The sequence below is a fragment of the Cohaesibacter sp. CAU 1516 genome (genome assembly GCF_005771485.1).
Lineage (GTDB): Bacteria > Pseudomonadota > Alphaproteobacteria > Rhizobiales > Cohaesibacteraceae > Cohaesibacter > Cohaesibacter intestini.
In genome coordinates this window covers 100178-122480 of record NZ_VANT01000003.1, presented here as the reverse complement: position 1 = coordinate 122480, position 22303 = coordinate 100178, and the positions used below count along the sequence as shown (strand labels likewise).

Below are 22303 nucleotides of genomic sequence, written 5' to 3'. Positions count from 1 at the left end.
CATAAGGACGGGAATCCGAGTTATGAAAGTTGCGCGTATAGCTGTTGTTGTTGTTGCTGTGCTTGCTGGCCTGATTGCCATGATGCTTGCCCGCTCCATGGGTGACAAGCAGCCGGAAGGACCGGTTGAGCAGGAGGTTGCAGCGCCGGTACTGGACGTGGTGGAAGTCCTCACTGCAGCTAAAACCGTATCGCTGGGCTCCAGTTTCACCGCTGACATGTTCGTTTGGCGCAAATGGCCAGCCGACAGCACCAGCCCGGGCTATATTCTGCGTGACGATCGCCCAGAGGCAGACAGCGAACTGGTCGGTGCGGTGGCTCGTGGCTCTTTCCTGCAAGGAGAGCCGATCAATGAAGGCAAGATCGCCATCGCCGGCAAGGGTTTCATGTCATCGATCCTGCCCAAGGGCTTCCGTGCGGTGGCAACCCGCATTTCTCCGGAAACCAGTGCAGGCGGTTTTATCCTGCCCAAGGATCGCGTTGACGTCATCCTGACCGAAGAAGGCGACAAGCGGGTCACCTCCGAGACGATCCTTACCAATATTCAGGTTCTGGCGATCGACCAGACCATCGAAGATCAGGACGGCACCAAGGTGGTGGTTGGTGAGACAGCAACGCTGGAACTTTCTCCAAGCCAGAGTGAAATTCTGGTTTCCGCCCAGCAGCAGGGTGCATTGTCCCTCGCCCTCAGGTCCCTTGAGGATGCTGGTGGCGATGAACGCCGCGAGGAGGCGCAGAGCGGCACGATCACCCTTGTGCGTTCAGGACAGTTGAGCAAGAGGACGGTAAAGCAATGAGCAGACATTTCTCGAGCGAGCCCGCCAATGGCTCCAGGACCCTGTCGGCAGCCGTTGAAATCTGGTTGTGGCAGGCGGCCCGTCTCACAGCCCTGATGCTGGCCGTCATCGGCCTTGTCTATTTTGGCCTTGGCTCAGCGCCCGTTAGCGCAGACTCGACCGTACGGCTTCAGTCCGCCAGCGCCCATGGTCGTCACATCACGGTCGGCCTCAACAAATCGATTGTCATCGAGACCCCGCGCGATGTGCGCGATGTGCTGGTATCCAGCCCCACCGTTGCCGATGCCGTCGTCCGCAAGGCCCGACGCGTCTATATCATCGGCATGAAGGTTGGACAGGCCAATGTCGTCCTGTTTGACGGCAGTGGCGGCCAAATCGCCAGTTTCGAAATCAATGTGGCGCGGGACAATACCGCCCTTGCTGCCTTGCTGCGCCGGATGATTCCGGGATCCAACATTCAGGTGGAGGGTGTCGGCGAAGGCGTGGCCCTGTCCGGTGCCGTGCGCAACCCGGCCGACTCACAGAAAGCCATGGATCTGGCTGCCACCTATGTTGGTGACAAGAAAAAGGTCAGCAACTACATTTCCGTGCAGGCCCGCGAGCAGGTTCAATTGCGCGTAACCGTTGCCGAGGTCGAACGGACCGCCCTGAAACAGCTGGGCGTCAACCTTCAGGGTTCCTTCACCGCAGGCAATGTTTCCGGTGCTGGCCTGACCGAAAACCCCTTTTCTGCGACGCTGGTCAACCTGTCCGAGACTGTGCTTGGTCTGCGCGTCGGCTCCGCTTCAAACTATGCGAGCGGTACTTTGCAGGCGATGGAACGCGCCGGCCTCATCCGTACGCTGGCTGAACCGAACCTGACCGCGATTTCGGGCGAAAAGGCCGACTTCCTGGCAGGTGGTGAATTCCCGATCCCCGTTGGGGTTGAAGATGGCCGGATCGGCATCGAGTTCAAGCCCTTCGGTGTCGGGCTCGGTTTCCGCCCGGTGGTGATGTCGGAGAACCGCATCAGTTTGCAGATCAAGACTGAAGTGTCGGAAATCTCCTCGGATACCTCTGTTCGTTTGGGCAGCGTGACCAACTCGGTCAACATTCCCGGCCTCAGGGTGCGGCGTTCCTCGACCACCGTCGAGCTGCCATCCGGGGGCACCATGGCCATGGCCGGTCTGTTGCGCGATGAAATTCGTCAGAATATTGATGGCTTCCCGTTCCTCAAGGATCTGCCAGTGCTTGGCCAGTTGTTCCGCTCGCGCGACTTCAAACGCAGCCAGACCGAACTGGTGATTTTTGTCACCCCATACATTGTTGAACCCATCGCCAAGTCGAAGGCCTCGCTGCCAACCAAGAATGTCGAGCCGGCATCCGACATGAACGCCATTTTCCTCGGTCAGCTTACCCGTCGCTACGATATGAGCGGTGGCAAGGGGCGCCGTGGGGTCCGGTATCACGGCCGCTTTGGCTACAGCTATGATTGAGGGCAGAGAGATGAAATATTGGAAAGAGGTCGTTTCGATGTCCGACACACAACCGCACGCACTGTCTTCTGGCCGGTTGCTGAAAGCGGCCGCAATCGCCGCCTGTGCCTTGACGCTGGTTGCCTGCGACAGCAAACGTGAAATCACCGGTTCCGTGAGTGATGATTATCGCTTGCGCCATCCGATCACTTTGCAGCAAGCGGCTCGCACCATCGACATTCCGGTCGGAATTCATAGCGAAAATCTGACCCCATCCTCCCGGTCGGCTGTTGCCGCTTATGCTCGCGATTTCAAGCATGAAAATGCGGCCGTCATCCAGATCATGGTGCCATCCGGGGCCGAGAATGAAAGCAGCGCTGGCTACATGGCCAAGCAGGTGCGGACCGAATTGATGCGTTCCGGTGTCAAGCCTGGCCAGATCGACATGATCTCCTATGGTGCAGCCAATGCGAGCGATGCGCCGGTCCGCTTGGCCTATCCCCGCGTTGTGGCCAAAACCCTGCCTTGCGGCACGCATCCTGCGGATCTGGGGCAGCAGAAGGACAATCGCAGCCATTTCGATTTCGGGTGCACCACGCAGGCAAACTTCGCCGCCATGGTCGCCAATCCGCAGGATCTGGTGCAACCGCGTGGCTGGGATGCCCGCGACAGCATGCGCCGAGCCACGACCACCGAAAAATATCGCAACGGCGAAGCCTCCTGGTCACAAGATCTGGGGACCTCCGTTGGATCGAGTTCAGAGGTTAGCAAATGAGCGAACAAAGAGCTCCTGAGTCTGGTTTTGAGCTGGACAATGACTTGGCTGCGTTCGAGCAGGAATTTGCCAGCGCGGGCGTTGAAGAACTGGCGGAAATTCGCCCGCTCCCCCGTGTGTCGATTCATGCTTTCTGCGATACGCCGCAAATTCTCGAGACGGTCGAGGCGGTTGCCGCCGACCGCCGGATGGCGCGTGTTCATCTGAAAGCGGTGATGGGTGGCATTCGCTCGGCGACGGAATTCTTCTCCGAAGCCGCGACGCCGAACCTCATCCTGCTTGAGGCCAATCAGAGTTATGATCAACTGGTCGACGATCTCGACAAGCTGGCGGAAGTCTGTGACATCGGCACCAAAGTGGTGCTGATCGGTCATATCAACGATGTGCAGATGTACCGCGATCTTGTTCGCCGTGGTGTGTCGGAATATATCGTAGCACCCGTCGGCCAGATCGAGCTGATCAAGTCCCTCAGCGACCTGTTCGGTAGCCCGGAAGCCGAACCGCTTGGCAAATCCGTTGCTTTCATTGGCGCCAAGGGTGGAGTCGGCTCTTCCACTCTCGCTCACAATGTCGGTTGGTCGATCTCCTCGAAATTCCAGCAGGACGTGATCATTTCCGACTTCGACGTCGCCTTCGGGACCACCGGGCTCGATTTTAACGAAGATCCACCCCAGACCATTGCCGACGCCATCAAGGCAGCTGACCGCCTCGATGACCAGTTTCTCGAACGTCTGCTGACCAAATGTTCCGAGCGCCTGAGCCTGCTGACGGCGCCCGCCGTGCTCGACAATACCTGCGATTATGACGGTGAGTTTTTCGGCCACATGATGGAGCTGCTGCAAAATAGCGCCCCCTATATCGTCATGGATCTGCCCCATGTCTGGACCGAATGGAACCGCCAGCTGCTGCTCAATGCCGACGAAATTGTCATCACGGCGGCACCGGATCTGGCCAACCTGCGCAATGTCAAAAATTTGCTCGACCTGCTCGGGCAGGAACGGCGCGGGGACAGGCCGCCTCATCTGGTGATCAACCAGACCGGCATGCAAAAGCGTCCGGAAATCAAGGCCAAGGAATTTGCAACGGCTCTTGAACTGACCAACTATGTCGAAATTCCATTCGATGCCGCTACCTTCGGTATGGCAGCAAATAATGGCCAGATGATCAGTGAACTGGGATCAAATGCAAAAACCGCAGACATTTTCGATACCATTGCTGGAGGCATCACCGGTCGCTCTGATGCACCGAAAGCCAGCAAATCCTTGCTTGCCCCGCTGTTGGGCAAGTTGAAAAAGTCGAAGTAACTGGTGAGAGTATATGTTCGGAAAACGTGGAACAGATAGTGCGCGGAAGGCCCCGGTGGCACCCAAGCCTTCTCCTGCCAAGCCAGAGGCCAAGAAGCAGGACGACAGCGCTTACAAGCAAGCGGTCGAAGTGAATTATCAGCGGATTGAAGAATCCTCTCAGGCAGGCCGTTCCGAACAGTATTTTGACATCAAGACCTCCGTCTTCGGGGCCCTGATCGATACCATTGATCTGGCCCAGATGGCGCGCTTGGACGCAGAGACGGCGCGCGAGGAAATTCGCGATATCGTTTCCGAGATCATCGCGCTGAAAAACATCGTCCTATCGATTGCCGAGCAGGAAGACCTGCTTGATGACATCTGCAACGACGTGCTTGGCTATGGTCCGCTGGAGCCGCTGTTGGCCCGCGACGACATCGCCGATATCATGGTCAATGGGGCCGAGAAAACCTATATTGAAACCTCGGGCAAAGTCTATCTGACCAACGTCCGCTTTCGTGACAATGGCCAGCTGATGAATATTTGTCAGCGGATCGTGTCGCAGGTTGGTCGTCGCGTGGATGAATCAAGCCCGATCTGTGACGCCCGCCTGCCCGACGGATCTCGTGTCAACGTCATCGCGCCTCCTTTGGCCATCGACGGTCCGTCCCTGACCATTCGTAAATTCAAGAAAGACAAACTGACCCTTGACCAGCTGGTCAAGTTCGGTTCGATTTCACCGGAAGGTGCCCAGATCCTCAAGATCATCGGCAAGGTCCGCTGTAATGTGGTCATTTCGGGTGGTACCGGTTCAGGCAAGACCACGTTGCTCAACTGCATGACCAACTATATCGAGGTCGATGAGCGCGTCATCACCTGTGAAGACGCCGCCGAATTGCAGCTGCAGCAGCCCCATGTGGTCCGTCTGGAAACCCGCCCGCCGAATCTGGAAGGCGAGGGACAGATCACCATGACCGACCTCGTCAAAAACTGCCTGCGTATGCGTCCCGAACGCATCATCGTCGGTGAGGTGCGTGGCTTTGAAGCCTTTGACCTTTTGCAGGCAATGAACACTGGCCATGACGGCTCAATGGGCACCTTGCACGCCAACTCGCCGCGTGAAGCCTTGTCGCGTCTGGAAGCCATGATCACCATGGGCGGCTATGACCTGCCCACCCGGACCATCCGCGAAATGATCGTCGGCTCGATTGATGTCATCATTCAGGCCTCGCGCCTGCGGGACGGCTCGCGCCGCATCACCCACATCACCGAAGTCACGGGTATGGAAGGGGATGTGATCACGACGCAGGATCTGTTCCTTTATGAGATCCAGGGTGAGGACGCCAACGGCAAGATTATTGGCAAGCACAAATCCACCGGCATCGGGCGCCCGGCTTTCTGGGAGCGGGCCCGATATTATAACGAAGAAGCCAATCTGGCTGCCGCTCTCGATGCGGCCTCAGATAGCGATGGCTATTGATTTTTGGCCTTTCCAACGGTGCATTCCGAATGCATAGGCCAGACGACACAAAGCCTCCTGTCCGGCAAAGGCCAAACCGGGAGACTGCACACTGGGTAGAAAAGAAGGCTGACAAGGAGCGAGCATGGATTTTGTCACAGATGACCTGATCTTCACGATTGCGTTGTTTGCGCTCGTGGTTTTCGCGGTGGTTGGCATTGCGTGGGGCTTGTTCTACCCCAAGCTTTCCAAGGACCATCGGCGCCGTCAGCGGATGGAAACCATTTCGATTAGCCGTGTCCATCTGGCCGACAAACGGATCAAGGCCGCAAGCGCTGATCGCCGCAAGGATCTCGAAACCAGCCTGAAGAAGATCGAAGAGGCCCAGAAGCAGGGTGCCAAGAAAAAACAGACCCTGTCCGCCCGTCTGGTTCAGGCCGGTCTGGAAATCAAGCCGCGCACATTCTGGTTCTATAGCATGATTTGCGGGGCCATCTGTTTTCTGGGTGCCTTGATTGGTGGCATGAGCCTGTTGGTTTCACTGGGCATTGGTATTGTCGGCCTTATCGGCCTGCCCAATCTTTGGCTGGCACGCAAACGCAAGAAGCGGATAAACAAGTTCATCGCCGAGTTCCCCAATGCCATCGACGTCATCGTCCGGGGTATTCGTACAGGCTTGCCACTGGGCGACTGCATCGTCATTGCATCCTCCGAAACCGCCGAGCCGGTTCGCTCCGAATTCAAGCGTCTGGTGGACGAGCAGGCCATGGGGCTACCCCTGTCTGCGGTTGTGCCGCGCCTGCATGAACGGGTGCCGATTGCCGAGACCAACTTCTTTGCCATCGTCATTGCCATTCAGGCCCAGGCCGGTGGCTCCCTGTCCGAGGCTCTAGGCAACCTGTCGCGCGTGCTCCGGTCCCGTGCCCAGATGAAGGAAAAGATCTCGGCCATGTCGATGGAGGCCAAGGCGTCTGCGGCCATCATCGCGGCGATGCCTTTCATCATTGCCTTCATGACCTATCTGACCTCGCCCGACTACATCATGGTGATGTTCACCCACCCGATGGGGCACATGGTCATGGCGGCGACCTTCGTCTGGATGGCGATTGGCATCATCATGATGCGCAGCATGATCAACTTCGATATTTGATCCCGGAAATCCTGACTGCTGAGCTGTCGGGAAATCTCTGGGTCTGACAAGGAATATGGCACATGATTGGCTTTGATATTCAGGACATTTTTGCGGTGATGACGGCCATCGCCGTGGTCGCGTCGATCCTTGCTGCAGCCATGCCATTCCTTGAAACGGACAAGCTTGGCAGCCGTATGAAAGAGGTGGCGACTGAACGCGAACAGATCCGCCGCCGGGAGCGGGCAGCCCTGAACAACGATGGTCGCGGCAAACCCTCTCTGCGCCAGGAGCCCAAGGCGGTGATCCTGAACATCGTTGACCGTTTCAAAATGCGCGATGCTTTTGCCGACAAGGAAAGCCGCATTCGGTTGAAACAGGCGGGCTTTCGCAGTGAAAATCACCTGATGACCTTCACCTTTGCCCGGATCGTCGGGCCGATGGTCGGTCTGATGGTGGCGCTCTTCTATTTGTTCATTGTCCTCAAGCCTGACTATCCGCCGATGGTCCAGATCTTTCTGTCGCTGCTGTTTGCCTATGCTTGCTACTACGCCCCGGCGCTCTATATTCGCAACCTGATCTCCAAGCGGCAGGCTTCGATCACCCGCGCTTGGCCCGACGCGCTCGATCTGCTGCTGATTTGCGTCGAATCCGGCATGACAGCAGAAACAGGCTTTCAGAAAGTGGCTGCCGAAATCGGCAAGTCGAGCGTTGAGTTGGCCGAGGAAATGACCCTTCTGACCGCCGAATTGTCCTATCTGCAGGATCGCAAGATTGCCTATGAGAATATGTCGACCCGCACCGGGCTGGAAGGTGTACGCGCGGTGATGACCTCACTCATTCAGGCCGAACGCTATGGCACGCCGCTTGGTGATGCCTTGCGTGTGATGGCCAATGAAAACCGCACCATGCGCATGACAGCAGCCGAGAAAAAGGCAGCGGCCCTGCCGCCGAAACTGACGGTGCCGATGATCCTGTTCTTCCTGCCCGCAATTTTTGTTGCCGTTCTGGGACCGGCGGCCATTTCCTTCTGGGGCTGATCGGGACAACAAGCCCAAACCCCACCCAAGAGACAAAAAAGGTCGATGCAGCAGCATCGACCTTTTGTCATTTCAGATAGGGATGTTGGTGATTAGCCTTGTTTCTTCAGGGTCTTCCAATTGCCACGCTCTTTGAGCATGGTGCGCAAATAAGCCATGTTGGCTGCGGCCTGCTGTGGTGACAGCTCGTTGCTGGCAATCGCTTCCGCTTCGCTGAACTTGCCTTGCAGTCCCAGCACCAGAGCCAAATTCTGCCGCACGCGGCTATCCGCCCCCGGCTGTTTGGCCGCCTCGCGCAAATACCCCTCGGCAGACGCAAGGTCGCCTTCCAGCAGATAGGACAGGCCATAGTTGCTCAGCACGCTCGGAGCGCCGGGTGCCTGCAACAGGGCCTTGTCATAATGGTCGCGCGCGGTGGAGAAATTGCCCAACTGGTCATGAATGGCACCCATGGCCGATTCCAGCCGCCAGTCCGGGGTTGTCGGGGTTTGTGCGCGCTGCAACACGGTGAGGGCCTGCTGGAACCGTCCGATCGAGGCCAGTGCCTTGCCATAGGCTGCCAGCACGACACGGTTCTTGGTTTCCGTGGCAGCCACGGTTTCAATCACCGCCAGAGATTGCTCATAACGACCGGCATGGCGCAGTGCCGTGCCGTAATTGAGAGCGACTTTGACATCCTTGGGATTGTTCTTGTAACGCTTTTCCCAATAGTGGATGGAATCCTGCAAGGCCTGTTCGCTGGCATAGCCCGTGCGCTGATGATCAGAGGCCGAGACGCTCTTCTTGTTCGATGAACAACCCGACACAGCCACCAGCAGCGCGACAGAAGCCACAAGAAAGGCTTTGCGGGCCCGTGCTGGGGAAGGGGAGCGGGTGAAGGAACCACTTGTCATGACGCAATCCTCGTGCAGAACGGCAACAGGCAGTCCCACAGATTGCGGGCGGACTGATGCACGATGCTTTCTTCCCTCAGCAATAAACAATTAACCCTAATGCTTGGTTAATTCGTGCAATTTGCATGCATTCTATGCTCCGCCCTTCGCAAAAAGCCCTCCGAAAGGCGCGCGAAGCCAGCACAGGGGAGCCATTCGGTCATTCCCTTCCGCAGGCGCTTGCAGTAATCTTTGGCCTTGATCGGCGGTCTGATTCCATCCGATGCCATCCCGCCATATCGGGCATCGGGCAACCACTCGGGAAATTCTCAAAGCATGTCTGAACAAGCCAAGTCCACGCCAATTCATTTCGTCGCCTCCGATGGGGAAAGCCATGTGCCCAAGGCCATGTCGGCAGCTGGCACCCAATGGGCGGAAAGCACCGGCTTTGCGGCAAAGGAAGGGGAGATTTGTTTGATCCCCTCCCTTGATGGATCCATCGAAGCGGTCCTGTTTGGCATTGGCAAGCAAAGCAACCCCAATCGGTCGCCATTGCTCGCCGGTCTGCTGCCCGTACGTTTGCCGGAAGGCCGCTATCACTATGTGATCGAAGATGTCTTGGCAGAGGATGATCAGGCTTTGTTTCTGGCGGTGCTGGCCTGGCATCTGGGGGCGTATCGGTTTGATCGCTACAAGGAAAATACCAAACCCATGCCGGAGCTTGATTGGCCTGAAGGGGTTGATCGCGAGGATGTCCTGCGTCAGGCCAAGGGCAGCAATCTGGCCCGCGATCTGATCAACATTCCCGCCAATGATATGGGCCCGGATGAGCTGGAAGCGGTAACCAAGGGGCTGGTTGATACCCATGGAGCGATCCTCACCGTCATCAAGGGTGAAGCGCTGCTGGAGCATAATTTCCCGATGATCCATGCGGTCGGCAGAGCGTCTCCGCGCGCGCCACGCCTGCTTGATTTTGTCTGGGGTGACGAGAGCGCGCCAAAGGTCACTCTCGTTGGCAAGGGCGTCTGTTTCGATACAGGCGGCCTCGATCTCAAACCCTCTTCGTCCATGCTGCTGATGAAAAAGGATATGGGCGGCGCGGCCAACGTGCTTGGCCTTGCCTCGATGATTATGTCGGCGCAATTGCCCGTACGCTTGCGTGTCCTGATCCCGGCGGTTGAGAATGCGGTCTCCGGCAATGCGTTCCGTCCCGGCGATGTGCTGCAGAGCCACAAGGGCCTGACCGTCGAAATCGGCAACACCGACGCCGAAGGCCGTCTGGTGCTGGCCGATGCCATGGCACTGGCCGATGAGGAAGAGCCAGAGCTGATGATTGATATGGCCACCCTGACCGGCGCAGCCCGTGTGGCGCTCGGCCCCGATCTGCCCCCCTTCTACAGCGATGATGCGGACCTGGTTGCCTCTCTTTCTGCGGAAAGCCGCAGCCAGTGGGACCCGCTTTGGAACATGCCGCTCTGGCCGGGCTATGACGGCAATCTGTCGTCAGACATTGCCGATGTGAACCACATTTCCACCGGCGGCTTTGCCGGATCGATCACCGCGGCCCTGTTCCTGCGCCGCTTTGTCGACAAGAGCCGCAGCTGGGTTCATTTCGACATTTATGGCTGGGCACCAGCGGCGCAACCGGCCCGGCCAAAGGGCGGCGAAGCACAAGCCATTCGCGCCATTTACAGCCATCTGAAGGCAAAATACGCCAAGTAAGGCCTCGCAAACGGGGATTGTCGCTTTGCGGCAATTCCCTTCGCACTTGCATCCAAGCTGTGAATCAGCGCACATTATACCGGAGCCGGAACGAGATAGAATTGGCCCACAGGCAAGGTGTTGCATGGCGACGACAATGAGCGCGAGTCAGGCGCTGAACTTATGGCACGATGTCACCCACGATCTGGTGCTCAAAGATGACACGGATCTGTCCGCTCGGCAGATGACCGTGCTTTTGACCGTCTATCTCGAAACGCCACCCCACACGGTGCGCGGATTGGCAGCCAAGCTCGGTGTCACCAAGCCCGCCATCACAAGAGCACTCGACACAATGGGCCGCATGGGCCTTCTGACCCGCCGCCGCGATGATCAGGACAAACGCAATGTCGTCATCCTGCGTACGGTCAAGGGAGCGCTCTATGTGCATGATCTGGGCCACAAAATCGTTGAGACGACCGCCGCCCTTGCAGAGTGAGGGCAAGGCAGTTACCTCTAGCGCAAAAGATCTCCAATCAGGAAATAACCATGCTCAATCCGTCCCTCAATGCCTTTCGTCCCGACCTAGCCGATAAACGTCTTGAAGGGCAGGTCGAGGCCGAACGGTTCGTAACCCCCCATGTGATGCGTGTCCGCGTCCCCGTCGCGCCTCTGAAAGCTGCGCCGGACGGACGCAGTGGCCTTGACAGTCAGGCCCTGCTGGGTGAGGTGGTTCATGTTTTCGAGCAGGATGACAAGGGCTGGTGCTGGGTTCAACTGGCGGGGGACGGCTATGTCGGCTATATGCCAACGGACGCCATTGGGCCTTATTCAGGCCACCTGTCCGATGAGTTCGCCGCCGGGGAACCAACCCACAAAGTCAGCGCCGTACGCACCTTTGTCTATCCGGGGCCGGATCTGAAATTCCCCGCCGCCACCTTCCTGTCGATGGGGGCTGGCCTCGTGCTGGGCGAAGAGGAAGAGGTCCGCGGCACCCTTTATCGCAAACTGGTCAACTTGCCGATGCCAAACGGCGAAGCCGGATGGGTCGTTGCCCAGCATGTGGTGGAGCGTCAGCATAAAGCGACCGATTTCGTCAGTGTTGCAGAAAGCCTGATTGGCACGCCCTATCTCTGGGGTGGCAAAAGCTCCCTTGGCATCGATTGCTCCGGCTTGGTGCAGCTTGCTTGCGAAATGGCGGGCATCCCGATGTTGCGTGATGCCTCGATGCAGGAAAAGGAAGCGGGCACTTCCCTTGATCTTGACACTGCGCTCTCGTCCCTGCAGCGTGGCGATCTGCTCTTCTGGCCCGGTCATGTCGGCGTGATGAGCGACGCGCAGACGCTGCTCCATGCCAACGGCCATCATATGGCTGTGGCCAAGGAACCGCTGTCTGATGCGCTCAAGCGGATCGCGGCCAACGAATATGGTGATCTGCGCGCCGTGAGACGGTTGGCGCTCTAGGGTGGGAAGGCGAGGGACGTCGGCCTGTCAGTAAGGCAAAGTGCATCCCATGCCGTTTTTGTGTCAGAAAATTTCCTGTTTGCGCCGGGAGAGGAAAAAGCCATGCCCGCTTCGATTTTCGCAAGTGAAGCCGGTGCGCTCCGAGTAACAGGTGATATCGCCAAACGTGCCCGACTGCCCATAGGCAGCGATCTCGGAATAGCCGACCCGCGACGGTTTGGGACCGCAAATCAGTTCGGCCGACCCTGATCCTTGCAGAGAAAAACTGTGGCCCCAACTCTGGCGACAGGAGGACGGTTTGGGTCTGGCTGGCGGGCCCTGTCGTACGACAATCTCGCACGAAATGCCTCCACCGTCGCTGATATGCCCATTGCAATAGATATTGCCCGAAGGCGTTTCAAAGCCGAACCCGTCCGCCCATGCGGGCAACGGGGTCAGAAAAATCAAAAGCAACAACAGTCTCTTCAAAATCCGGTCTCCTTGAAAATGCAATTTGGTATATTGCCATAGGAGAGCGTTGATTGCGGTTGAAGTCAACCGTCAAAGAGAAAGCCGGACCAAGCGGCCCCTGATCCGCAGCCTTGCAAGACAAGACAACAAAGGTGCGGGGGTCAGTATCCCGCGTTGCGATCAACCACGCTTTCCATCGGCTCGCCCGCCTCAAATAGCGTCAATTGACGAGCCAGATAGGCCGTTGTGGCGATCGGGTCACTGACCGCGGCATTGTGTGGGGTGAGAATGATCGAAGGATGCGACCAGATCGGACTGCCGTCCCGCAAAGGCTCTTCCTCGAACACATCCAGAGACGCGCCGATCAGGCTGCCTTCATCAAGCGCTTCCATGATATCACGCTCGACCTGCAGCTTGCCGCGCCCGGCATTGATCACCACTGGACCACCCAGCGGCCCGTTCTGCGCAAGCTTGCGGAACAGATCCAGATTGAGCATCCCCTCGGTTTCAGGCGTATGGGGCAACAGCGAGACTAGAATGTCTGTCCGCGCGGCCATCGCATCAAGCCCGTCAGGCCCGGAATAGGTTGACAGACCCTCAATCAGTTTCGGTGATCGGCTCCAGCCAGCCACATCATAGCCGATCATTTGCAGTTTCTTGGCCGCATCAAGGCCCAGCACACCCAGCCCAAGCACCCCGACGCGGATATCGCGGGCCGCCACATCGGCCTGATCCTTCCAGATACCGGCGGCTTGATAACGCAGATAGGAGAGGGTCCGGCGGTGATGCAATAGGCATTGCAGCAGCACATATTCACTCATCCGGCCCGTCAGATCCGGGTCAATCACCCGCACCACCGGGACCGCTGGCAAATCGGGATCTGCCATCAGGAAATCCACCCCGGCACCGAGCGAGCAAATCACTTTGAGATTGGGAAAACCTGCCAGATAGCCCGGTTCCGGCTTCCAGACCATCGCATAATCGACACTGGCCGGATTGGTGAGCGTGTCCGGCGAGATGATCGTCGCGTGGGGCAGTTCCTTGCGAATGCGTGTTGCCCACGCATCCATGTCCCAGCCATTGGCATAGAGGAGAATAATCATTGTCTTGATCTTTCAGAAGAGCCTTCAGTCAGCAACGACCCCCGTTGGGGCGGTCTCCATCCGAAGGGCCGCTGCCATCAGGGCCTTGGTATAGTCGGTTTCCGGCGCGTCGAAAATCTGCTCGACATCGCCTTGCTCGATGATTTTGCCCTGCCGCATCACCATCACCCGGTTGGACAGGGCCCGCACCACCTTGAGATCGTGGCTGATGAAGAGATAGGTCAGCCCGTGGCGGGCCTGAAGATCACGCAACAGATCAACGACCTGACTTTGCACGCTCATGTCAAGCGCACTGGTCGGCTCATCGAGCATCACGAAGGATGGCTCCAGCACCATGGCCCGCGCTATAGAAATGCGCTGCCGCTGACCACCGGAAAATTCGTGCGGATAGCGATGGCGGGTCTCCGGGTCGATGCCCACTTCCTTCAAGGCCTGCACCACCTTGGCATCCCGTTCCTCGACACTGAGGTCGGGTGCATGAATGGCCAGACCCTCTGCCACAATCTGGGCAATCGACATGCGCGGCGACAGCGAGCCGAACGGATCCTGAAACACGATCTGCATGTCCCGCCGCTTGTCACGCATGGCCTTGTTGTCGAGCTGATCGAGGCCCTTGCCCTGAAAGACAATCGGACCGTCGGACGAAATCATTCGCAACAGCGCGAGCCCCAGCGTGGTTTTGCCAGACCCGGATTCCCCGACAATGCCGAGCGTCTCACCAGCCCGGATCGACAGCGAGATGCCGTCCACCGCCTTGATATGACCAACGGTGCGGCGCAAGAAGCCGCGCTTGATCGGGAACCAGACCTTGAGATCCTCGGTTTCCAGCAGAATTGGAGCATCCTGTGCCACCGGGTGCGCCTTGCCGCTTGGCTCGGACGACAGGAGATGTTTGGTGTAGCGATGCTGTGGATTGGCAAAAATCTCGGCCGTCGGACCCGTTTCGACAATCTCGCCATCGGTCATCACGCACACCCTGTCTGCCAGCTTTTCGACAATGCCAAGATCGTGGGTGATGAAGAGCAGCGCCATGTTATGGCTCTTTTGCAAGGCGCGCAGCAATTCGATGATTTGCGCCTGTACGGTCACATCCAGTGCGGTGGTTGGCTCATCCGCAATCAGGATTTCCGGCTCATTGGCCAACGCCATGGCGATCATCACCCGCTGGCGCTGGCCACCGGACAATTGGTGCGGATAGCTTTTGAGGCGCTTTTCCGGTTCGCGAATACCAACATCCTCGAGCAGTTCCAGCACCCGCGCACGGGCCTGTTTCTCGCCCATGCCGTGATGGATTGACAGAACCTCGCCGATCTGTTGCTCCACCGTATGAAGCGGATTGAGCGAGCTCATCGGCTCCTGGAAGATCATCGAAATCCGGTTGCCACGCACCGAGCGGAGCAGCTTGTCATTGGCATTGAGCAGATCAATGCCATCAAACAGCACCTTGCCTGACGGGTGGGATGCGGACGGATAGGGCAGCAACTTGAGAACCGAAAGGGCCGACACCGACTTGCCCGAGCCGGATTCCCCGACCAGAGCCAGCGTCTCACCGCGGTTGAGGCTAAAGGAAACCTTGTTGACGGCCAGCTTTTCCGTGCCATCCTGACGGAAGGCAACGGAGAGATCCTCGACCTGCAAAAGGGGCGTTTTATTGTTGTTCATTCTTTCACCCCTCATTGGAATGTCTTGCGCGGATCAAAGGCATCGCGCACGGCTTCGCCGACAAATATCAGCAAGCTCAACATGATCGAAATCGAGAAGAAACCGGTGAGCCCCAGCCACGGCGCCTCCCAGTGCTTCTTGCCCTGCGCCAGCAATTCCCCAAGCGATGGGGAGCCGGGCGGCAGGCCGAAGCCGAGAAAGTCGAGCGAGGTCAGCGTGGTGATCGATCCATTGAGAATGAAGGGCATAAAGGTCAGCGTCGCCACCATGGCATTGGGCAACAGATGCCGCATCATGATGGTCCCGTTGGAGACGCCAAGGGCACGGGCGGCGGACACATATTCGAAGTTTCGCGCCCTGAGGAATTCCGCGCGCACAACCCCAACAAGCGCCACCCAGGAGAAGAGCAACAGGATGCCGAGAAGAATCCAGAAGCTGGGGGTGATGATGGCGGCAATGATCAGCAACAGATAGAGCTGTGGTACCGAGGTCCAGATCTCGATGAAGCGCTGGAACAGAAGGTCCGTCAGACCGCCGAAAAAGCCCTGAATCGCACCCGCAGCAACCCCGATGACCGACGAGAACAGCGTCAGCGTCAGGCCGAACAGCACCGAAATCCGAAAGCCATAGATAAGGCGTGCCAGCACGTCCCGGCCGCTATCATCGGTCCCGAGCCAGTTCCAGTTGCCAATGGAGCAATTGCGATCTTCAACGCCCATGTCATAGGGCGCGCAACGCACCTCCTTGTCGAGCATCCAGCTCGGCGGTGAAGGGGCCGGGGTTGGCAGGTCGATATTGACCGTCCGATAGCCATAGCGCACCGGGGCCCAGAGGACCCAGCCATTCTCGTTGATTTCATCCTGAATCACCGGATCATGATAATCGGTCTTGGGCAGGAACCCGCCAAACTTGCTTTCCGGATAGTCGGTTACCAAGGGGGACAGCAACTCGCCCTTGTAAGAGACCAGCAACGGCTTGTCATTGGCGAGCAACTCGGCAAATAGGGTGAGAACAAACAGGACGGCAAACAACCAGAGCGAAACATAGCCGCGCCGGTTGGATTTGAAATTCTTCAACCGCCGCTGATTGATCGGCGACAGGTTGGCAAAGAAGCCCGGCGTCTGCTTGGACGGGTCTTTTTTGCGGCTGAATGGCAATCGCATCATCAGACCTCCCGGCTTTCAAAATCAATCCGCGGATCGATCAACATATAGGTCAGGTCGGAAATCAGGCTGACAACCAGTCCCATTAGCGAGAAGATATAGAGCGTCGCAAAGACCACTGCATAATCCCGGTTGATGACGCTTTCGAACGACAAAAGCCCCAGCCCGTCGAGGGAGAAAATCTGCTCGATCAGCAGGGAACCGCCAAAGAAGGCACCAATGAAGGCACCGGGGAAGCCCGCAATGATGATCAGCATGGCATTGCGGAACACATGGCCATACAGCACCTGCCGTTCAGTCAGGCCCTTTGCCCTTGCGGTCACCACATATTGCTTGCGGATTTCATCAAGGAAGGAGTTTTTCGTCAAAAGCGTGGTGGTGGCAAAGGCCGCCAGTGCCATCGAGGTGAGCGGCAGGGCCAAGTGCCAGAAATAGTCGAGGATCTTCTCCCACCAGCTCAACTGGTCGAAATTGTCCGAGATCAGTCCGCGCAGCGGGAACCAGTCAAAGAAGGAGCCACCGGCAAACAGAACCACCAGCAGAACCGCAAACAAAAAGCCCGGAATGGCATAGCCGATGATCACCACGGCGCTGGTCCAGACGTCAAACTTGCTGCCATCGCTGACCGCCTTGCGAATGCCAAGCGGGATGGAAATCATGTAGGAAATCAGCGTCATCCAGAGACCAAGTGAAATTGATACCGGCATCTTTTCGGCAATCAGTTCCAGCACGCCAATATCGCGGAAATAGCTGTCGCCGAAGTCGAAGGTGGCATAATTGACCAGCATCTGACCGAAGCGTTCGAGTGGTGGTTTGTCAAAGCCGAACTGTTTTTCCAGCTCTTTGATGAATTCGGGATCCAGCCCCTGTGCGCCACGATAACGCGAGGTGATGTCCTCGCCGCTCGAGGCAGATGGTCCGGTGCCGGTTCCGGCAAAATCACCGCCACCGGAAATCCGCTCGGTGGCAGAGACATCGGTGCCGGTCACCTGCGCGATGATCCGTTCAACCGGTCCGCCGGGGGCAAACTGGATGACTGCGAAATTGATTGCCATAATCCCGATCAATGTCGGAATGATCAGCAACAGACGTCGTAAAATATAGGCGCCCATTCCCTCTCCATTTCCCTTCGCGCGTGGACAGTTTGTTGCGTTTGATTGTTACGCCTCTTGCGCGAACGTGGTTCTTCTCTCTTTGGTCTTCAGTGATGCACAAAGGCTCATAACACTTTGTTAACCAAGATCTCTCTTTTGACGCTGATACAGTCTGGCACACAGAATGTGCAACGAGTAAGGCGTCAACCTTTCATCCACCACCAGCTTTCAGGGTAGAATTCGTAAAGTCCGGCAGTTTCACCGGCCTGAATGCCTTGCCAAAGGCCAATCGTGTGGACCGGCTTGTTCCAGTTGGGAATCCAGTAATGTCCGGCCCGCCAGATCCGGTCGATGGCTTGTCCGGCCGCTTCCATATCCTCGCGGCTCTCAGCAGCCAGCGCCGCATCGATCATGGCATCCATCGCGGCAAGCTTCAGACCCGCCAGATTATAGCTGCCATTGGTCTCTGCTGAAGCTGATCCCCAGACCGAGCGTGTCGCAGGCCCAAGGGTTGCCGACATGGAATAACGCCGCCCGGCCAGATCAAAATCAAACTCATCCAGCCGTCGCTGGAATTGGGCCGGATCCACCAGACGGAAGCGCAATGGCACCCCAATCAGCGCCAGACGTTCGGCCCATGGATTGATGATCCGCTCAAACAGAGGAGTGTTGCCGAGCAGTTCGATCTCCAGCGTCTCGCCCGATCCGTTGACCCAACCAACCTCGGTCTGGGTCCAACCGGCCTCTTTGAGGAGCTGGATTGAGCGGGCCAAAAGCTTGCGATCCCGCCCGGAGCTGTCCGAAACCGGTGGCGTGTAAGGCTCGTCAAACACCGCAGGGTCCAACTGATCCCGAAACGGCTCCAGCAGGGCCAAAACCTTGCCTTCCGCCTTGCCGCTCGCCTTCATCTTGGTGCGTTCAAAGAAGGATTGGGTGCGCTGATAGAGGCCGAAAAACAGCTTTTCATTCGACCATTCGAAGTCGAAGGTGGTGGCGATTGCCTCCCGCGTCCGGGGATCTGCAAATTTGCTCCGGCGGGTGTTGAAGAACCAGCCTTGTGCCGCCGATGGCTGGTCATCGGGCAGTTCGAGCTTTTTCACCCGCCCATCATGGATTGCCGGGAAGTCATATTGCGTCGCCCAGCGCTTGGAGGAGAATTCCAGCCAGAAATTCAGATCCCCCTTCTTGAAGCTCTCAAAGGTCGTGGTGGAATCCCGGCTGAAACTAAGGCGGATGATGTCGAAATTGTTGTGTCCGACGGCGGTCGGCAGATCCTTGCCCCAATAATCGCGATCGCGGTGAAATTCGATCACGCTGCCCGCATTGATCAACCCGATCTTATAGGGGCCAGAGCCGACCGGCGGGGTGAGGGAGGAGGCGTCAAAGGCCTTGCCGTCAAAATCCGCTTTGGAGAAAATCGGGATCGTTGAGGCTGCCTCCAGTGGATCCTGCCGCGACTGGGTCCCGTCAAACACCAGAGTCACCATGTCATCGGCCACATCGACCATGTCCAGCGCCCGCAAGGCAAGCTTCAGGTTCGGATGACCCTTCTCCTTGATTGCCAGATAGCTGAAGGCGACATCGTCAGGGGTCACCTTGGAGCCATCATGGAAGCGAGCCTCTGGCCGCAGCCGGAAGCTGAGGTGATTGCCATCGGGAGACAGAGCGACCGATTGCGCCAAATGGCAATAGACCGCATCCGGCTCATCATGGGCGCGGACCATCAGCATATCGAACAACAGCTCGATCCGCGGAGGCGCGTCGCCCTTCAGCACAAAGCCATTCAGTGTGTTGAAGGTCTGCGGATTCTGGTTATAGAGCCAGCTTGGCGCCGAGAAGGAAAACCGCCCACCCTTGGGGGCTGTGGCGTTGACATAGCCAAACTGCGCAAAGCCCGGCGGATATTTCAGTTCGCCAAACACCGACAATCCATGCCGTTCGACGCTGGCAAAGCCCACCAGTGGCCGCATCGCCAAAGCAACCGTGCCAAGGGTGAGAGCCGCCGTTGCGCTGCTTTGGAGAAAGGCGCGCCGGGTGAGGGGGGGCGTCAAAGGCTGGGTCGGGGCTATCCCTTTTGGCATTGCGTCTTGCTCCATAATCCGTTGGCTTGCTCCATCGCTTTGACAAAGATGGAGGTCAATTCTTGGCCTCTACCGCAGCAGCCTTGTCCTTGTCCCACCACCAGATATCGGGGAAGCCCACACTCATCATCGGCAGCGGGGCGGGATGGGAGAATTTGTCCCAGCGGGCAATCCGGTCCGCAGGCAGGGTCCAGCCGGGGATCGTATAATGATTGGCCAGCAGCACCCGGTCCATTGCCTTGGTTGCTGCCACCAGTTCGGTCCGGTCAGTGGCGAAGATGATCTTGTCGATCAGAGCATCGACAGCCTCATTCTTGATGCCGGCAAAGTTACGCGAGCCATCACGGTCCGCCGCTTCCGTGCCGAAATATTCCCGTTGCTCGTTGCCTGGCGACAGGCTCTGCGCCCAGCCGGAATAGATCAGATCATAATCGCGGCTGCGCAGACGGTTGATATATTGCGAGCTGTCGACCATCCGGATATCGAGCTTGATCCCGACCCGCTCCAGCGAGGCCTGCAGGCGCAAGGCGACCCGCTCGAACCCGGAACTGTTGAGCAGATATTCAATCTCGAAGGCTTCACCCTTGTCGTTGCGCATGACGACCTTGGTCGGGTCGCTCGCCAACCCCAGCGTCACCATGATGGAATGGAAAAAGCCTTGCGGTTTCTTCTCCTCATCCACCTCGGTGCGTGGCTCCCAGCCCGCTTCCTTGAACAGCTCAAGTGCCTTTTTCAAGTTGTCGCGCAAATCTTCCCGGCTCTCGACCTTGGGATTGGTGTAAGGCTCAAAGGCAGCGGGCGGCACCTTGTCGCCCAACGCGCTCAACAATTCAGCAACCCGCCCTTCAGCTGCGCCCTTGCTGGCCAGATCGGTGCCGAAGAAGTAGCTCGAAATGCGGCTATATTGATCAAAGAACAGGGTGCGGTTCATTTCCTCGAAATTGAAGACATAATTGAGCGCCTTGCGGACGCGGATATCGCTGAATTTCTCGCGTCGCAGGTTGGGAATGAACCCCACCATCACGCCGCGTGCTGTATCGGGGAACAGTTCGGTGACCACACGGCCATCCTTGGCCGCCGGGAAGTCATATTGCACCGCCCAACGTTGGGCCGTGGTCTCGACCCGATAGTCATAGCCGCCGGACTTGAAATTCTCGAACATCACGGTGTCGTCGCGGAAATATTCAATCTGGATCTCATCCATATTGTAACGTCCGACATTGACATTGAGATCCTTGGCCCAATAATCATCCACCCGCGTGAAAGTGACACTCTTGCCCGCCGAATATTCTCCAATCTTGTAGGGCCCGGAGCCAAGCGGAGGCTCCAACGTGCTCTTGGCAATATCGCGCGGGTTGCCGTCTGCATCTGTGCCCGTCCACCAATGCTTCGGCATGATCGAAAGCTGGCCGACAATATGGGGCAATTCCCGGTTGCCGGTCTGATCGAAGCTGAAGGTCACTTCGCGCTCGCCGGTCACTTCCGCCTTGGTGACATGGGAATAATAGAAGCCGACCTGAGGATTGAGTTTGGTTTGCTGCTCAAACGACCAGACCACATCTTCCGCCGTGATAGGCTGGCCATCATGCCATGTGGCATTCTCCCTGAGGCGGAATTTCACGAAGGAGAAATCCGGCCCCACAAAAATTGCCTCGGCCAACAGGCCATACTCGGTCGACACTTCGTCAAAGCTTGCCGCCATCAGCGTATCATAGAGATAGCCAAGGCCACTGGCCGGATCGCCCTTGGTGATGATCTGGTTGAAGCTGTCATAGCTTCCCTGCACCGCCATCTTGACCGTGCCACCCTTTGGCGCGTCGGGATTGACGTAATCGAAGCGGGTGAAATCGGTAGGATATTTCACATCCCCCATCAGCGAGGTGCCATGCAGCCAGGTTTCGAATTCCAGTGCTTCGGCCCGGTCCGGTTCCACCAGTGCGCCAACGGCTCCACTCGACAGCAGCAGCAGCCCCATCAGGGGCGCGCGCAGGGACTTGAAACAGCTTTGGCGCATGGATTGAGGCACGAAGACTTCTCCTTTGAATGGACTAACCTGCAAAGACCTTAGCAAAGCTGCGTCGGGTCGAGTAGGCGAAATTATGAGCACAAAATGCAATGTAGTCGCAAAGTACGATTTTCAAATCACTTTTGTGATGCAATCGGACGCTATTGTGGCGTTGTCTGTCAAGTTTCAATGAACTTTTCGTAAGGCATACAAAATCATAGGCCCAATGGAGCTGTCCATCACCTTACCAAAGCACACTGGATGGTCATGACAATCGCAGCTAGGCGAGCAAGGTTGCCTTGGTGGCCGCCTGCAAGGCATCCGGCTTGACCTCAAACACCGAGTTCGGCGCCCCTGCCGCTGCCCAGACGGTGGCGTGGGTCAATAGGGCCGGGTCCATATAGACTTCCATCTCGCACAAATGGCCAATCGGGGCGACGCCCCCAATGGCAAATCCGGTGTCCGCACGCACTTTTTTCGGGTCCGCCCGGTCAAGGCTGGTGCCGATCACCCGAGCCGCCAGATCCATATCCGCCCGATTGTCCCCCGCGATCAGCAACAGTGCCAGATGCTGATTGTCGTGGCGTTCGAAGATCAGGCTCTTGACGATCTGCCCCACTGCGCAGCCACAGGCCTCTGCCGCCTCTTCCGCCGTGCGGGTGGAGGCGGGCATTGTCACGATCTCAATCGCCAGACCAAGCGCCTCGCCAGCCTCGCGGACCCGATCCTTCGAGCTTTTCTTCGGTTTGTGCTGGTTTGGCTGGTTCATGCTTCG

Annotated in this window: 19 protein-coding genes; 10 read left to right on the top strand and 9 right to left on the bottom strand. The window is 57.7% G+C overall.

Annotated features, from left to right (window positions below; translation table 11 throughout):
• Window positions 1–22: 22 nt before the first annotated feature.
• From cpaB to FDK21_RS10230, 7 genes are all read left to right on the top strand, one after another.
• Window positions 23–796, top strand: a complete 774-nt coding sequence (cpaB, locus tag FDK21_RS10260; RefSeq protein WP_114007631.1) for a Flp pilus assembly protein CpaB — start codon at window positions 23–25, stop codon at window positions 794–796.
• On the top strand, window positions 793–2271 hold the full coding sequence (locus tag FDK21_RS10255; RefSeq protein ID WP_114007630.1) for a type II and III secretion system protein family protein: 1479 nt from the start codon (window positions 793–795) through the stop codon (window positions 2269–2271). Before cpaB ends, FDK21_RS10255 begins: the two co-directional genes overlap by 4 nt.
• A gap of 37 nt (window positions 2272–2308) precedes the next feature.
• On the top strand, window positions 2309–3025 hold the full coding sequence (locus FDK21_RS10250) for a CpaD family pilus assembly protein (protein WP_171022023.1): 717 nt from the start codon (window positions 2309–2311) through the stop codon (window positions 3023–3025).
• Entirely contained in the window at window positions 3022–4329 is a 1308-nt protein-coding gene (locus tag FDK21_RS10245; protein WP_138148435.1) for an AAA family ATPase, read from the top strand. Before FDK21_RS10250 ends, FDK21_RS10245 begins: the two co-directional genes overlap by 4 nt.
• 13 nt (window positions 4330–4342) lie before the next feature.
• The gene (locus FDK21_RS10240; protein ID WP_138148434.1) at window positions 4343–5788 is read left to right on the top strand and encodes a CpaF family protein; all 1446 of its coding nucleotides are present in this window, start codon (window positions 4343–4345) and stop codon (window positions 5786–5788) included.
• 124 nt (window positions 5789–5912) lie between these two features.
• Complete coding sequence (locus tag FDK21_RS10235) at window positions 5913–6917, top strand: type II secretion system F family protein (protein ID WP_114007626.1); 1005 nt, start codon at window positions 5913–5915, stop codon at window positions 6915–6917.
• A 62-nt stretch (window positions 6918–6979) separates the two neighbouring features.
• Entirely contained in the window at window positions 6980–7936 is a 957-nt protein-coding gene (locus tag FDK21_RS10230; RefSeq protein ID WP_114007625.1) for a type II secretion system F family protein, read from the top strand.
• Window positions 7937–8028: 92 nt separating this feature from the next.
• On the opposite strand, the gene FDK21_RS10225 is transcribed toward FDK21_RS10230, so the two are convergent.
• The gene (locus tag FDK21_RS10225) at window positions 8029–8829 is read right to left on the bottom strand and encodes a tetratricopeptide repeat protein (protein ID WP_114008537.1); all 801 of its coding nucleotides are present in this window, start codon (window positions 8827–8829) and stop codon (window positions 8029–8031) included.
• A 315-nt stretch (window positions 8830–9144) separates the two neighbouring features.
• On the opposite strand from FDK21_RS10225, the gene FDK21_RS10220 reads away from it, so the two are divergent.
• From FDK21_RS10220 to FDK21_RS10210, 3 genes are all read left to right on the top strand, one after another.
• Entirely contained in the window at window positions 9145–10530 is a 1386-nt protein-coding gene (locus FDK21_RS10220; RefSeq protein ID WP_138148433.1) for a leucyl aminopeptidase family protein, read from the top strand.
• Window positions 10531–10654: 124 nt separating this feature from the next.
• Complete coding sequence (locus tag FDK21_RS10215; RefSeq protein WP_114007624.1) at window positions 10655–11005, top strand: MarR family winged helix-turn-helix transcriptional regulator; 351 nt, start codon at window positions 10655–10657, stop codon at window positions 11003–11005.
• A gap of 50 nt (window positions 11006–11055) precedes the next feature.
• On the top strand, window positions 11056–11970 hold the full coding sequence (locus FDK21_RS10210; protein ID WP_138148432.1) for an NlpC/P60 family protein: 915 nt from the start codon (window positions 11056–11058) through the stop codon (window positions 11968–11970).
• A 63-nt stretch (window positions 11971–12033) separates the two neighbouring features.
• Here the strand turns inward: FDK21_RS10210 and FDK21_RS10205 are convergent, their stop codons facing one another.
• From FDK21_RS10205 to FDK21_RS10170, 8 genes are all read right to left on the bottom strand, one after another.
• Window positions 12034–12438 carry a DUF6636 domain-containing protein gene (locus FDK21_RS10205; protein WP_138148431.1) on the bottom strand — a complete coding sequence of 135 codons (405 nt, stop codon included), beginning with the start codon at window positions 12436–12438 and terminating at the stop codon, window positions 12034–12036.
• A 143-nt stretch (window positions 12439–12581) separates the two neighbouring features.
• Window positions 12582–13523: a glyoxylate/hydroxypyruvate reductase A gene (locus tag FDK21_RS10200; RefSeq protein ID WP_138148430.1), complete on the bottom strand. Its 942-nt coding sequence runs from the start codon at window positions 13521–13523 to the stop codon at window positions 12582–12584.
• 24 nt (window positions 13524–13547) lie between these two features.
• The gene (locus FDK21_RS10195) at window positions 13548–15185 is read right to left on the bottom strand and encodes an ABC transporter ATP-binding protein (protein WP_138148429.1); all 1638 of its coding nucleotides are present in this window, start codon (window positions 15183–15185) and stop codon (window positions 13548–13550) included.
• An 11-nt stretch (window positions 15186–15196) separates the two neighbouring features.
• Window positions 15197–16348: an ABC transporter permease gene (locus FDK21_RS10190; RefSeq protein WP_210238757.1), complete on the bottom strand. Its 1152-nt coding sequence runs from the start codon at window positions 16346–16348 to the stop codon at window positions 15197–15199.
• Between the two features lie 2 nt (window positions 16349–16350).
• On the bottom strand, window positions 16351–17460 hold the full coding sequence (locus FDK21_RS10185; RefSeq protein WP_114007618.1) for a microcin C ABC transporter permease YejB: 1110 nt from the start codon (window positions 17458–17460) through the stop codon (window positions 16351–16353).
• A 185-nt stretch (window positions 17461–17645) separates the two neighbouring features.
• Window positions 17646–19523: an extracellular solute-binding protein gene (locus FDK21_RS10180; protein ID WP_171022022.1), complete on the bottom strand. Its 1878-nt coding sequence runs from the start codon at window positions 19521–19523 to the stop codon at window positions 17646–17648.
• Window positions 19524–19578: 55 nt separating this feature from the next.
• The gene (locus FDK21_RS10175) at window positions 19579–21549 is read right to left on the bottom strand and encodes an extracellular solute-binding protein (protein ID WP_246657547.1); all 1971 of its coding nucleotides are present in this window, start codon (window positions 21547–21549) and stop codon (window positions 19579–19581) included.
• A 259-nt stretch (window positions 21550–21808) separates the two neighbouring features.
• A complete protein-coding gene (locus tag FDK21_RS10170) occupies window positions 21809–22297 on the bottom strand; it encodes a YbaK/EbsC family protein (RefSeq protein WP_114007615.1) in 489 nt (162 codons plus the stop codon).
• Window positions 22298–22303 lie beyond the last annotated feature (6 nt).